We start from the raw sequence: 13711 nt of genomic DNA, 5'->3' as shown, positions 1-13711 counted from the left end.
CCTTTGTCGATAATCGACATTTTAACGTAACATGTCAAGCTTCGCGTCGTATTCCTTGGTTTGAACCTCAAAGAGCCCTAAAATCGTATGAAATAAATTGTCGTGCGAAAAGGCGTCGTTTTGTTTGGCTTTGAGTTCAAGCGTTTTTTGCGGTCGGTAAAAAATTGCCGGAATGTGTTTTTGCGCATCGGGAGCGATCATGTAGGGAAGTCCGTGCAAGTAAATGCCGTTTTCGCCTAAAGATTCTCCGTGATCGGAAGCGTAAATGAGCGTCGTGTCATACTTGTCTTCGTTGGCTTTTAAAAGCGAAATCGTTTGATCGAGAATAAAGTCGGTATACAAAAGGGTATTGTTATACGTATTGACGATCTGTTCTTGCGTGCATTTTTGCAAATCTTGCGTATCGCATGTCGGCGTAAAGCGTTTAAACGCATCTGGATAGCGTTTAAAATAGGTCGGACCGTGACTGCCTTCTTGGTGCAAAACGATAAAGGTATCTTGATAGCTTTGATCGACGCTTGCTTGAAAATCTTGCAATAAAACATCGTCAAATCCGACGCCGTTAAATTTTTTGACGTCTTGCATACGTTTGGCGACGTCTTTATCGCCTCCGGAGTTGTTGTCTCTCCAAAGGATGCGTACTCCCGTTTTATTTAAAACGTCGACCAAGTTTTCGTAGGCTTCTTTGTCGCTACTCCACTCTTCTCGCGTAAATTTGGAAAATAGACACGGAACGGATACGGCGGTCGCCGTGCCGCAAGAGTAAAAATTGGAAAACGAAACGACGTCGTCTCGTTTGGATAAAAGCGGATTGGTCGGTATTTCATATCCGTTAAGCGAGAAATTTTGTGCACGCGCCGTTTCGCCGACGACCAAAACCACCAATTTCTTTTTGGCGTGTTCGGGTTTGAGGGCATCGGCGGCGATGACGCTTAGATGCGGTTTGGTTTTAAGGTTTTTCGCGATAAATTTTCCAAGAGAAGCAAGCGGATAATAGGGATTAAGGTACATTTTCAATTCGTGATGATTGCGAAAAAAAGAGCTATACGTTTTGCTGGTGCTTACATAAATTCCCGTAATGCTGACCGATAATAAAACAATAACGACGGCTCTTTGAAATAACTCTTTCGTATAACTTTGAAAGCGTATAGGTGCTTTTCGAATGACCCAAAAAGCGAGCGTGAGTGCCGTAAAAACGTAAAAAAGAAGTTTAGGTGTGATCAAATCGAAAACTTCTTCCGTATCGGTTTGCGTCATATTGGCGTACATGTTGCTATCGAAAACGATGCCGTACGTGTCGATAAAATAAGCGCAAAGCGTTCCTACGACGATAAAAAACGCAAGCATGACGCGAAAACCCAAGCGATGTGTCGGAAATAATACCAAATTTAAAAGAAGCATCAAAAGTAAAAATAGAACAAGCGGCGCGGAAAAAAGTATGAGATAATTGTCTTCGCTTGCCGCATACGTAAAAAGTTTTGAAAAAAAAGTTATATTAAAAAAAAGTGTTATACCCAAAGCCAGTAAAGCGATACTACGCTGAGAGTAAGATCGAACAACAAGTTTCAGCATCGAAAAATCCCCTAATCGTTTTATGATAGGAAATTTTAAAAAATGAAAATGAATCGAGAATGAATTTAAAACGAGATGCGAATATGCGTGAAACGATCTTTTTGCGAATCGATACGAATCGTAAGAGCGTGTACGTCGACGATAGCTTTAACCAACGCTAATCCCAAACCGCTTCCCTTCACGTCGTCTTTCGTACGAGAGCTTCGGTAAAAGGGCTCAAGGATATGTTCCAAATCTTCCGCGGCGATCCCTTTGCCCTCATCGCGTATCTCAAAGAAAGCTTGAGAGAGCAACAGCTGAACGCAGGTTTGGGGCGGCGAGTATTTGATAGCGTTATCAATGAGGTTCAAAAACATAATTTTTAAAAGCGTCGCGTTGGCGTTACGGGTAGTAGGCTCGATATGTTCCAGTTCTAAAGATACGTTTTTTTGGTGTGCGAACGCGGTTTTTTCCTGAAGGGCTTCCAAAAGAATTTCATCGACGTAAACCTCTTCAAAATGGCTTTGAATATCGCGCGAAGTGTTGCTCGATAAAAAGAGGATTTTCTCGATGACTTCTTGAAGCGAGACGATCTCTTTGGCGACGTTGCGTAAAATCATACGGTACTCTTCCGAGCTTCGCTCTTTACGCAAGCCGACTTCGACTTCGCCTTTCATGATCGTCAGCGGCGTTTTAAGTTCATGCGAGGCGTTTTGTCCGAACTGCTTAACTTGGTCGTACGCATGGCGAAGTTCTTGCAAAAGCGTGTTGAACGTATCGATGAGGTCATCGATTTCGTAAGCGATGTTTGTTTTGGGAATGATGCTTTTCGTATCTTGCGCACTGAGGCGTTTGGCCGTTTGAGAGACCGCTAAGACGGTTTTGAACGATTTGGAAATGAGTGCATACGTGAAGACCAAAATCATGGTTAAAAGGACGGAAAAACCGACCCATAAGGTGAAAGTGAGTTCTTGAATCTGAGGCGTGTGTTTTTCGTACGGAAGCGCACATACGATTAAAAGCGCATGATCGTTTTGTTGGTCTAAAAGCATCGTTGCGGTGCGGATTTTGCGGTGCGGCGCGTCGCTAAAAGACGAGAGCGCAAACGCGATAGGTTGATGCTTACGTACTACGGTTTCGCGTTGTTGAAACGCGACGTCGATCGTGCTTTCTTTGAGGTCTAATGAACGGGTTGCGTAGTTGATGATCCGAAGGTCGTTATCGACGCGAAAGAGTTGTGCGTAAAGTATCGGAACGTCGAATTCCTCTTTGACTTCGTCCGGTGTTTTGTCGATGGTTTCGGGGTGTTCCGAATAATCGTGCTTAATATCTTTTAAAACCGTCGTCAGCGTGGCGTCGAGCGATTGGAGATACGAGCTTTCAAATGTATGGATGATAGCGTATCCGAAGCCGTAAAAGAGCAAAAAGAGAATCAAAAAAAAGGTGAAAAGAAGCCTTGTTTTAAAATTCGAGATAAATTTAATCATGGATCGAGTACCCTAAATTGCGATACGTCGTAATGAGCTTTTCGTCAAACGGTTTATCGATTTTCGTACGTAAACGGTACATGTAAACCGAAACAATGTTACTGTTAACCGTTTGATCGTTGTTAAAGAGATGTTCTTGAAGCGTTTTTTCTTCGACGATCGTTCCTTTGCGGCGCAAAAGATACTCCAAAATCGCAAACTCCTTGGCGGTCAGAATAATCGATTTTCCGGCGCGTTCGACGGTTTTATTCAAGGGATTGAGTTCCAAATCTCCCGCGCGAAGCGATAAGTCTTTGTGTTCGTGTTTGCGCAGTTGGGCGTAAATGCGCGCTAAAAGCTCCTCAAAGCTAAACGGTTTGGTCAGATAATCGTCCGCGCCGCTGTTTAAAAGCGTCACTTTATCGTTAATGGTACTTTTGGCACTGAGCATAATGATCGGCACGGCGTTTTTTTGAGCGCGAAGCGTTTGGCAGACGCTATCGCCGCCTAAGCCTTTGAGCATAATATCCAAAACGATCAGATCGTAGTTCGTGCTTTGGGCTAAGTAGATCGCGTCTTCGCCGTTATCACAGGTATCGACGCAAAAATACTCCTCTTCCAAACCCTTTTTTAAAAACGAGACGATTTTGGGATCGTCTTCGACGATTAATAATTTCATCGGCGATCTATCTCCTTTTTTTAAAGTAGGCATCGAGGCTGAAGATCGCCAGCGCGATCCAAATCAAAACAAAAGTCGTTAATTTTTCGGGAAGCAAAACTTCGTCGTAGACGAAAATCGCCAACAAAAAAGAGATCGAAGGACCGATGTATTGAAAAAAACCGATATGAATGAGCGAAATACGCGTCGTCGCGGCATTGAACCATAAAAGCGGTACGACCGTCACGACACCGGCTAGAAGCAAAATCCACGACGTACGATCGAGCGGTAGGACAAACGCGTTTTGATCGGTTAGTACCAAATAGGAAAAATACAAAAGTGCGATCGGAAATAAAATGAGCGTTTCGACGTAAAGCCCCGTCATCGCCGGAAGGTTAATTTTTTTGCGAATCAATCCGTAAAACGCAAAACTAAAAGCCAACACCAACGAGACGATCGGTAACGTTCCTAGCGTGACGAGCTGGTAGACGATCGCGGCGATTGCCAAAGCGATAGCGATTTTTTGCCAAAAAGAGGGGTGGTCTTTAAAGACGATGATGCCCAGCGCAAAATTGACCAAAGGATTGATGTAGTAGCCAAGGCTCGACTCGGCGATCATATTGTGCGAAACCGCCCAAATGAAAACCAGCCAATTTAACGAAACTAAGAGTGCGGAGAGCACGAGGTATTTGAGTTTTGAAAGATCGCGTATGAGAAGTTTGAACTGTCCCATCTGCTTGCTAAAAAGAATCATCGCGTAAAGTAAAACGACCGACCCGATAATACGATGCGCCAAGACTTCTCCTGCACCGACATGGCTGAGAAGTTTAAAATAAATCGGTATCAGACCCCAGAAACCAAATGCCAATACCGCATATAAGTAACCGCGTATCTCTTCGGAATGCGTTTGCATAAAAACCAACTTGTAACGTAAAAGATGGACGTATTATAGACGAAATCAACTTATAAGTAAAAGTTAATTCGCTTTATTCATAATATTTTTCACTTAGGAATTGTTATAATGCGAAAAAGGGCGGAGGTGTGACAATGACGCTTAAATCAAAGTTATTTATTTTCATGTCGGCACTTTTTTTCCTCTTCTCCACGTTCGTGTGGATGTACTCCTCGTTTTTGTTCGATAGTATCAACGAAACGTGGGCGAAACATTTTATCGCTAAAGAGCGCTTAAACGACGAGAGTAAAAGCCTTGCTTCGTTTATGTCTCAAGAGGGCGTACACACGTTTTTTAGCGACGCCTCGGGTGTCATACAAAACCTACATGTCAAAGCAAACGACACAAATGCTTCCGTAGAGACTTTGGAGGCGATTTTTACGAAATCCGGCGACAAAGAAGCCGTTTTCAAAGCGATGCAAGCCATGCTTGATCCGACAAAAGACGTACAGACTTTATGGGTCGATTATCACGACGCGAGGCATCTTTTATGTGTCGATCTTGTGCCCGATAGGACATGGTTTCGTTTAACGCTTATCGATGCCAAAGAGTTGGTTCTACTACGCGATTTTACGATTTTTCCGATGCTAAGCGCGCTTTTTTTTGCGGCACTGTTTGCGGTCGGTTTGGAGTTACATGTACTCATCCTCTCTCCGCTTGCGCAACTCAAAGAGGCGATGCATCATGTTCAAAACGGCAATTACGCCACCAAGCTCCATTTGGTCGGAACGGCGGAAATCGCGGATCTTTCGCGTCAATTTAGCGATATGGTCGCTTACGTCAATGCAAACAATCGCTCTTTGGAAGCGAAAATTCACGAGCGTACGCAAGCGATTCGTGAAAACGAAAATAAACTTGCGACGATTTTAGATACGGTGGAAGCCTACATTTATATTAAAGACGAGACGTACCGCTATCGCTATGCCAATCGCAAGACATGCGAGTATTTCGGTCGGTCGTTAGAAGAGATTATCGGGCGGGACGATAGTGCGTTTTTTGAAGAAAAGACGTTTCAAGCGATACGCCGTGCCGATGTGGAAGTCATCGAGATGGGGCACAAAATAACGCTGGAAGAATACAATACGACGACGCAAGGCGATACGGATCGCATTTTCTTATCGACCAAAATTCCTTTGTGTAAAGAAGACGGCTCAATTTATGCCCTATGCGGCATCTCGACCGACATTACCGCGCAAAAACAAAACGAAGCGATGATCAAAAAATTGGCGTTTCACGACATGTTAACAAAACTCCCCAATCGAAGGCTTTTTGACGAGCGTTTAAATTTGGTTCTTTCGCTGAGCAAACGAAGCCTTCGATACAATGCTTTGGCGGTAATCGATTTGGATAATTTCAAAACCTTAAACGATCAAAAAGGGCATCAAGCCGGAGACGTGTTATTGATTCAAGCGGCAAACAGGCTTCAAGCGTGCGTTCGCGAAATCGACACGGTCGCACGTTTCGGAGGCGATGAATTTTTAGTGTTGCTGTCACAATTGGAGGGCAATCGTGAAGCCGCTTGTCGTGAAGCGCAAAAAATCGCATCGCATATTTTAGAGACGTTAGCCAAACCCTACGTGATTGAATATGATAACGAGGGAGTCGCGCAGACCGTGACGCATCATTGTACGGCGAGTATCGGAGTGTATGTTTTCGGTTATGAAAAAGAGGATAAAATGACGATCTTTAGCAGAGCGGACACCGCGATGTACGAAGCAAAACAAACAGGGCGCAATCGCGTCGTCTGTTACAAGGAGACGGTATGATTAAAGTTTACGGTATTTCAACATGCGGAAGCGTGAAAAAAGCGACGGCATTTTTAAAAGCACACGGGAAAACGTACGTGTTTATCGATTTGAAAAGCGTTCCGATTGAGGCGGCAAAACGCAAAGAGTGGCTTTCAAAACAGAGCATGGCAACTCTTTTCAATACGAAAGGAACGAAGTTTAGAACGCTAGGTCTTGACAAGACCATGAGCGACGCGCAAAAAGAGACATGGTTGGAAAAAGAACCTTTATTGTACAAACGTCCCGTTATCGAGTGCGAAGACGCAACGGTAGTTGTCGGTTTTGACGAAGAACTCTATTTGAAAAAATTTGCCTAAGCCCGTTTGGCACCGGAGAGAAAAAGTGCCGCAAGGAGCAAGAAAGCACCCGTAATGCGGTTTTGAATCCGAATCGCACGAACCGATTTGATGACGCCTTTAAGCTTGGATGCCAAAGAACTGTAGCCGGTCATGACGATAATATCCACGCTAATCAGCGTCGCACAAATAATCGCAAATTGGATCAAGAGCGGCTTTTCGGGACTTAAAAACTGCGGAATAAAAGCGACCAAAAAAACGGTTGCTTTTATGTTCGTAAGATTGATCAACGTGGCTTGCATATAGGCTTTTTTAGCGGAAAAGGCTTTGATGCGTTGCGTATCGTTCGGTAAACTCGGTTTTTCGATAAATTTGATGATACCTAAAAAAACGAGGTAGATAACGCCGATCCATTTGATGATCGAGAAAAGAAGTACCGATTGCATGATGATGGAGCCGAGTCCGATGACGACGACGAACGTTTGAAGAAACAAACCCGTTTGAAGTCCGAAAATTGCGGCATACGAACGTTTTAATCCGTACTTAAGACCGTAATTCATTGAAACGACCGCACCCGCGCCCGGAGAGACGCTAATCAGAATGGAAGCCAATAGCATGGTCAACCAAATATCAAAAGACATAACCCATCCTTTAAAACAAATGAGCGCGCATTGTAACATAGCTTCGATCAAGAGAGCCTTTGGCGCGTATTGATAAATAGGCGTTCGTGTGGTACAATCCGCTCATATTTTTAAAGGAGCGTGATGGTGCGAAGGGTTTGGATAGCGTATATCGCGACCATAAGCGTCTTTATCGTTGCGCAAGTCGTCTATCTTTCGCAAACGCGCTCTTTGGATGCGCAGGCTTTGATCAAAAAAGAACACATCAGCGCATGGGTCGGCTTGCCGGATTTGGCGTTGGTCAGCGAAGCGCATTACGTAAGGCATCGAAGTATGAGCGATCTTTTTTCGTATTTTAACGAATCGCCCGAATTGTTAGAGTATTTTCCTTCGACTTTCGTTTATCGCCCTAATGCGCTTGAGCCTTCTTCAAGGATCGAATATGCTCGCTAATATCAATGTTTTATTGCTCGATTACGCTTTAGGGTCCCTAAAGCGGCAAGGCGGGAAAAGCCTTTTTATTTTTCTCGTGCTTTGTCTTTTAATCTTTCTTTTGGCGTCGGTTTTGATGATTGCCGATGCGATTAAAGTCGAACTCAATACGACCTTAAAAACCCTGCCTCAGATTACGCTTCAGCGTTTTGTCGCGGGGAAACAAACCAACGTTTCCGTTGAGCGCGTCGATACGATTTTGGCGTTCAACGGCGTCGAACGAGCGATACCGCGCGTTTGGGGATACTACTATTTCAAACCCGCGGGTGTGAATTTTTCGATCGTCGGCATCGATGCGTATGAAGAACCTTATAAAAAACGCTTAAGCGAGTTGACCCAAACGTTTGATCTCTCAACGCTCGAAAAAGAGGGCGGTATGATCGTCGGCGAGGGCGTTCAAAACGTCTTACGAGAAAATTACTATAGCGATTTTTTCAATTTTATTACGCCTAAAGGCGAGCGGTATCCTCTTAAAATCGCGGGTGTTTTTCACTCCGATATTGCGTTAGAGTCGAACGATTTGATGTTGGTTCCCAAACAAGCGGCGTATACGATTTTTGGCATACCTCCCGAAGAAGCGACCGACATCGTCGTCCATGTCAGCAATCCCGTCGAGATTCCGACGATTGTTCAGAAAATTACCGAACGCTATCCCGATTTGCGCGCGATCACGCAAGACGACCTTCGCATCAGTTATCAAAATATTTTCGACTATAAAAGCGGTTTTTTTCTTTCGCTTTTTATCGTGTGCGTTTTTGCCTTTTTTATCGTAATTTACGATAAAGCCAGTGCTTTAAGTTCTGAAGAAAGGCGTGAAATCGGCATTTTGAAGGCGTTAGGATGGCGTATGAGCGACATCGTACATGCGAAGTTTTACGAAAGCTTCGTGATGGCGTTTAGTGCTTTTATTACGGGATTTTGCGCGGCGCTTTTTTTCGTTTACGTGTTACAAGCACCGCTATTACGTTCCGTTTTTATCGGTTATTCCGAGCTCAAACCCCCGTTTCGTTTACCCTTTAGCGTGGACGTTAAAATGATCATGCTGCTTTTTTTCCTCAGTGTGCCCGTTTATATCGCGGCGACCTTGATTCCCTCGTGGAAAGCCGCATGCTTGGATGCGGATGAGGTGATGCGATGATTTGCTTGCGTAACGTGTGCAAACGCTTTGCTCAAGGCGACGAAGCGATCGAAGCATTAAAGGACGTTTCTTTGGAAATCGCACAAGGCGAATGCGTAGTGCTAAGAGGTGCGAGCGGAAGCGGCAAAAGTACGTTGCTCTCTTTAATCGCGGGTTTGGCACAACCGAGCTCGGGCGAAATACGCGTTTTAGATCGTGAAATTTCCAAGTTACCCGAACACCTTAGCGCGCTTTTTAGACGTGCGCATATCGGGTTTATTTTTCAAAAGTTTCACTTAATTCCCGGACTAAACGTTGAAGAGAACGTGATCGCACCGCTGATCCCCGCCAATCTTCCTTTATCTCTCTTGCAGGAAAAAGCACGTGCCAAGATGGAAACTCTATGCATCGCGTCTAAAGCCAAACGAAACGTGAGACGTCTTTCGGGTGGCGAACAACAACGCGTCGCCATCGCTCGGGCATTGATTAACGATCCTGTTTTGATTTTGGCGGATGAACCGACCGCCAATTTGGACGCGAAACTCTCCGGCGAACTGATCGAGCATCTTTACATGTTAAAACAAAACGGCGTAACGCTGCTGATTGCGACGCACGATCCGCTGTTTTTCGATTTGGCTTTCGTCGATCGCATCATTGAGCTTAAAAACGGACATATGGTATGAGCCTAACGCCGGAAATTATCGCACTTTTACTCCTCGATACCGTTTTTTTACTCTTTGGAGGGATCGCATTCGTGTTAAGTGCGGGTATCGCGTGGCGTTGGAGAAGCAACGAAACGACTGAATTGCAGTATGCTTTACATCGCCGGAGTTATTTGGTTTCGGTCATTATTAACTATATTTTTATGCTCAAAATTCCTTTGTTTGCTTTTTTTATCTATACGTGCGACAAACTCTCCGCGATCATTACGGGAGCGATGTGTGCGAGCGGGGTGGTCAACTCGGTTGATTTCGGGCTTTACTTGACGCTTTTTAAGATCGTCAATCTCTACGTTTTCGGCTTTTGGCTTTTGCTCAACGATGCGGATATGAATGACGAAAAGCTTCCGTTTACGCGGTTGAAATTTATTCTTTTTATGTTCTTTTTCATACCGCTTTGTGTGGAAATCGGTTTAGAAATCGGCTTTTTTACCTCTTTGAACGTCAGTAAAATCGTCAGTTGTTGCGGTACGCTCTTTTCGGCATCGAGTACCTCTTCGATTTCGTTACTCTTTAGCGTCGACGAAAAAATTTGGATGATGATTTTTTACGGATGTTTTGCATTGAGCGTTGCGGCTTATGTAAGTCGATCCTCTTTAGCGTCGGTAGTTTCAAATCTCTTGTTGGCACTTTTCGCGTTGATCGCGCTTATTTTGTTTTTTAGCCCTTACGTATACGAACTGCCCACGCACCACTGCCCGTTTTGTCTTTTGCAAAAAGAGTATTTTTACGTCGGTTATCTTTTGTACGCACTTTTGTTTTCGGGAACGTTTTACGCAGCGGCGGGCGGCGTACTCGATTTGGTGCAAAAACGCTATACGAAACGCTTCTACCGCTTGAGTTTGTTTTTCAATACGTTATACGTGATCGGCATTAGTTTGTATCCCTTAAGCTATTATCTACGCAACGGAGTGTGGTTATGAGACGGTATCTTGCAACGGTACTTTTGGTGGTATTTCCTCTTTTTTCCCTTGGCGGACTGTTTTGGTTTTTGTCCGTTTCGCATCGTCTTCCAAGCGAGATCGTCAATAAAGAAGCCAAAGCATTGGATTTTGAGGACAATACCTTGCAATGCCCCGTGTGTCATATGTACCTTGTCGGAAAGAACGATACGGCACAAATCATTACAGCAGATCGTAAAACGCATTTTTTCGATGATGTCGGATGTGCGATTTTATGGCTTAGGGAGCAAAAATTAGAACCTCGAAACGTCGTATTTTGGGTTTTCAGCGGCGATACGAAGCGCTATATCGATGCCTACGGGGCTTTTTATTCCATCGACGATAAAACGCCGATGCTTTACGGTTTTCGCGCGTACGAGCAGTTTAGCCAAGGGCGTATCGGTTTTGAGTCGATGCGGCTTCGAATGCTTCGCGGCGAGACGATGCAAGATCCCAAAGTCAGACAAAATCTTCTACAAGGACGTTAACATGAAAGTAGCCATTAGCGGAGCGAGCGGTTTTGTGGCAAATGCACTTAAAAAAGCATTTCCCGATTTTGTAGCGATTGAACGCGGTGACGATGAATCAAAAATCGTCCAAAAGCTTCACGGCGTCGATGCGGTTTTTAATCTTGCGGGTGCTCCTATCGCGGCGCGTTTGGACGAAGCGTATAAAAAGGTGCTCTATAGCAGTCGTATCGAGACGACGAAAAAACTGGTCGCCGCCGTCAATCAAAGCGACGTCGGTCGTTTGATTTCGACTTCCGCCGTCGGCATTTACCGCAATAACGTTGCATGCGACGAGACAAACGCTCGGTACGGAGACGATTTTTTGGCGCATCTCGCGCTTGACTGGGAGGCGGAGGCGCAAAAATGTACCAAACCGACCGCGATTTTACGCTTTGGCGTCGTACTGGGAAACGGAGGTGCGTTGGAAAAGATGTTGCCGGCGTTTCGTATGGGACTTGGCGGCATTATCGGCGACGGACGTGCGGTGATGAGTTGGATCGATATCGACGATTTGGTGTCGATTTACGATTTTGTGTTAATGCATCGGCTTGAAGGCATTTACAACGCCACCTCTCCTCAACCGCTCAGTAATTTTCATTTTACGAAAATTTTGGGAGAGGTGTTGCACCGACCGACCTTGATTCCCGTTCCTTCATTTATTATTAAAATGCTTTTCGGCGAGGGTTCGTGCGTGCTCTTGGATAGCAAAGAAGCGTATCCCAAAGCGTTGCTGGCAGAAGGATTTACGTTTGCGTATGCGGACGCGAAGAGCTCGTTAACGAAGATACTCGCTTAGCGTTTTTCCATCAAAAGACGAATGCCAAGCCCTACCATCACGACGCCGGAGACGGCGTCCAAACTTTGACGCACGCTTTTTTTGGTAATAAAGCCGTTGGCGGAGACGATCGTATAGACCAAAATCGCTTGCCAAATCGTTCCGACGATAAAGTGTAACAAGGCTAAAAAAAGCGATTGGGCGAGGGCGGAGTGCTCGTGGTTGATGAATTGCGGTAAAAACGCCATATAAAAAATAACGGCTTTGGGATTAAGAACGTTGGATAAAAACCCTTCCCTTATCGAGATCCAAAACGAAAACGGTTTTTTTTCGACCGCCTTTTGATGCACTTTGGTGCTGTTCCACAAGGATTTGAAAGAGCCGATTCCAAGCCAAATCAAATACAAAGCCCCCGCGATTTTCAAGACCGTAAACGCCGTTGCCGAGTATAAAAGCACCGCCGAGATTCCCACTGCCGAGAGCGTAGCGTGCACAAAGAGTCCCGAACAAATCCCCAAACTGGAAACCAATCCGTCTTTGGCCCCGCCTCGAAGCGTGTTGCGAATAACGATCATCGTATCGGCACCGGGCGTCATCGTGAGAAGCGTGATAGCAATCAAAAACGTCAGAAGATCAATCGGCATACTTTTTCCTTAGCAACTCTTTTCGTTCATAAAGACGGTAAGAGCTTTGACAAAATAAGGAAAATTTTACTCCGATACGACTGAAAAGCTCTTGACATATTATTTGAAAACGGTTATCATTTCAATAAATTTTAACAAAGAGGATGACATGTCGGAATCGTATTCAACGCTTCATGAGATCAGTCGACGTTTTGATTCGGAAGATATCGCTTTGCTTTCGAGTCATCCCTATTTTTACCGCACGATCAATACGTACGAGCTCTTTACGAACTATATTTTTGAGCGCGTTAAACGCCAAAATCCTCATAGCGCGATTAGCTTAGAAAAAGAGAGTATCGTGATTTGTCAAGACGGATGTCCTGAAGCGTTGCATTTGTATCCGACATGGAAGGTGATTGAAAGGCGCGTGGATATCGATGCATGCGACGAAATCAATCAAGCCGTTGCGCGACTCGAATCGCAAGAGTGCAAACATATCTATTTGCTCTTCCCGCGCAACGAAAATTTTCGCAAGCATATTCCGATCAAAGTTCCTAAACTGGACGCTTTAGGGTTGGAATATACTTTAAAACTCGTGCCTTACACGATTTATTAATTCAAAGGAGTTATGGATGAGCATCGGCATTTTTTACGGAAGCACCAACGGCAATACCGCGGAAGCGGCAAGCATGATTCAAAAGCAACTCGGTGCGGACAGTTACGACGTAGGCAAACTCAAGAGCGGCGCAGAATTGGCGCAATACGATTTACTGATTTTCGGAACATCGACATGGTACGACGGTGAATTGCAAGACGACTGGGAAAGCTTTACGGTTCATCTCTCAAAAGCGGATTTAAGCGGTAAAAAAGTAGCCCTGTTCGGTATGGGTGACCAAGAAGGTTACGGAAGCGACTACGTCAGCGCGATGCGCGTCCTGTACGATAAAGCGATCGAACAAGGCGCATGCGTGATCGGTGCATGGGATAACGAAGGCTATTCGTTTGACCACTCTGCTTCGATCGTCGATGGCAAATTCGTAGGACTTGCGTTAGACGAAGATAACCAAAGCGAATTGACTGCCGGTCGTATCGATGCATGGTGCAAACAAATCGAAGCGGAAATGAAGGCGTGCGCATGAAAACGCTTCTATGCGCCAACGCACAATCCGTCGAAACGCGTAGCAAAAAAGAGAAACTTCTTTTTA

At 44.9% G+C, this 13711-nt stretch carries 15 protein-coding genes and 1 pseudogene; 10 read left to right on the top strand and 6 right to left on the bottom strand.

All coding sequences use genetic code 11. The annotated features are described in order from the left end of the window. Positions 1–21: 21 nt before the first annotated feature. The 4 genes from OA34_RS06720 to rarD form a co-directional block, all read right to left on the bottom strand. Complete coding sequence (locus OA34_RS06720) at positions 22–1572, bottom strand: phosphoethanolamine transferase (protein ID WP_039673682.1); 1551 nt, start codon at positions 1570–1572, stop codon at positions 22–24. A 65-nt stretch (positions 1573–1637) separates the two neighbouring features. Further along, the gene (locus OA34_RS06715) at positions 1638–3038 is read right to left on the bottom strand and encodes a sensor histidine kinase (RefSeq protein WP_039673680.1); all 1401 of its coding nucleotides are present in this window, start codon (positions 3036–3038) and stop codon (positions 1638–1640) included. Then, complete coding sequence (locus OA34_RS06710; RefSeq protein WP_039673678.1) at positions 3031–3696, bottom strand: response regulator transcription factor; 666 nt, start codon at positions 3694–3696, stop codon at positions 3031–3033. Before OA34_RS06710 ends, OA34_RS06715 begins: the two co-directional genes overlap by 8 nt. Positions 3697–3703: 7 nt before the next feature. Continuing rightward, positions 3704–4588, bottom strand: coding sequence for an EamA family transporter RarD (rarD, locus tag OA34_RS06705; protein WP_039673676.1), 885 nt, complete (start codon positions 4586–4588; stop codon positions 3704–3706). 134 nt (positions 4589–4722) lie between these two features. Between rarD and OA34_RS13630 the strand changes: the two genes are divergently transcribed. Together OA34_RS13630 and OA34_RS06695 are read left to right on the top strand one after the other, a co-directional pair. Further along, positions 4723–6393 (top strand): diguanylate cyclase domain-containing protein, encoded by a 1671-nt coding sequence (locus tag OA34_RS13630; RefSeq protein WP_286682895.1) that lies wholly within the window; start codon positions 4723–4725, stop codon positions 6391–6393. Continuing rightward, complete coding sequence (locus OA34_RS06695) at positions 6390–6731, top strand: arsenate reductase family protein (protein ID WP_039673674.1); 342 nt, start codon at positions 6390–6392, stop codon at positions 6729–6731. Before OA34_RS13630 ends, OA34_RS06695 begins: the two co-directional genes overlap by 4 nt. Here the strand turns inward: OA34_RS06695 and OA34_RS06690 are convergent. Beyond that, on the bottom strand, positions 6728–7351 hold the full coding sequence (locus tag OA34_RS06690; protein ID WP_039673672.1) for a LysE family transporter: 624 nt from the start codon (positions 7349–7351) through the stop codon (positions 6728–6730). The genes OA34_RS06695 and OA34_RS06690 overlap by 4 nt on opposite strands. Before the next feature lie 123 nt (positions 7352–7474). Between OA34_RS06690 and OA34_RS06685 the strand changes: the two genes are divergently transcribed. The 6 genes and pseudogenes from OA34_RS06685 (at position 7475) to OA34_RS06660 (ending at position 11904) form a co-directional block, all read left to right on the top strand. Next, on the top strand, positions 7475–7783 hold the full coding sequence (locus OA34_RS06685; RefSeq protein ID WP_039673670.1) for a hypothetical protein: 309 nt from the start codon (positions 7475–7477) through the stop codon (positions 7781–7783). Continuing rightward, positions 7773–8960: an ABC transporter permease gene (locus OA34_RS06680; protein WP_039673668.1), complete on the top strand. Its 1188-nt coding sequence runs from the start codon at positions 7773–7775 to the stop codon at positions 8958–8960. Before OA34_RS06685 ends, OA34_RS06680 begins: the two co-directional genes overlap by 11 nt. Positions 8961–9061: 101 nt before the next feature. After that, positions 9062–9622 (top strand): annotated as a pseudogene (locus tag OA34_RS06675) (ABC transporter ATP-binding protein); the annotation flags it as partial. Then, the gene (locus tag OA34_RS06670) at positions 9619–10581 is read left to right on the top strand and encodes a hypothetical protein (protein WP_039673664.1); all 963 of its coding nucleotides are present in this window, start codon (positions 9619–9621) and stop codon (positions 10579–10581) included. The pseudogene OA34_RS06675 and the gene OA34_RS06670, both read left to right, overlap by 4 nt. Beyond that, a complete protein-coding gene (locus tag OA34_RS06665; protein WP_039673663.1) occupies positions 10578–11087 on the top strand; it encodes a hypothetical protein in 510 nt (169 codons plus the stop codon). Before OA34_RS06670 ends, OA34_RS06665 begins: the two co-directional genes overlap by 4 nt. 1 nt (position 11088) lies before the next feature. Next, complete coding sequence (locus OA34_RS06660; RefSeq protein WP_039673662.1) at positions 11089–11904, top strand: TIGR01777 family oxidoreductase; 816 nt, start codon at positions 11089–11091, stop codon at positions 11902–11904. Here the strand turns inward: OA34_RS06660 and OA34_RS06655 are convergent. Next, positions 11901–12527 carry a LysE family translocator gene (locus OA34_RS06655; RefSeq protein ID WP_039673661.1) on the bottom strand — a complete coding sequence of 209 codons (627 nt, stop codon included), beginning with the start codon at positions 12525–12527 and terminating at the stop codon, positions 11901–11903. The two genes, OA34_RS06660 and OA34_RS06655, sit on opposite strands and share 4 nt — an antisense overlap. 148 nt (positions 12528–12675) lie before the next feature. On the opposite strand from OA34_RS06655, the gene OA34_RS06650 reads away from it, so the two are divergent. Together OA34_RS06650 and OA34_RS06645 are read left to right on the top strand one after the other, a co-directional pair. Then, complete coding sequence (locus OA34_RS06650) at positions 12676–13122, top strand: hypothetical protein (RefSeq protein WP_039673660.1); 447 nt, start codon at positions 12676–12678, stop codon at positions 13120–13122. A 16-nt stretch (positions 13123–13138) separates the two neighbouring features. Then, the gene (locus tag OA34_RS06645; protein WP_039673659.1) at positions 13139–13645 is read left to right on the top strand and encodes a flavodoxin; all 507 of its coding nucleotides are present in this window, start codon (positions 13139–13141) and stop codon (positions 13643–13645) included. Positions 13646–13711 lie beyond the last annotated feature (66 nt).

This window comes from Sulfurospirillum sp. MES, assembly GCF_000789415.1.
Taxonomy (GTDB): domain Bacteria; phylum Campylobacterota; class Campylobacteria; order Campylobacterales; family Sulfurospirillaceae; genus Sulfurospirillum; species Sulfurospirillum cavolei.
Note: the sequence above shows the minus strand (reverse complement) of the source record. Positions and strands in the feature narration are given on the sequence as shown.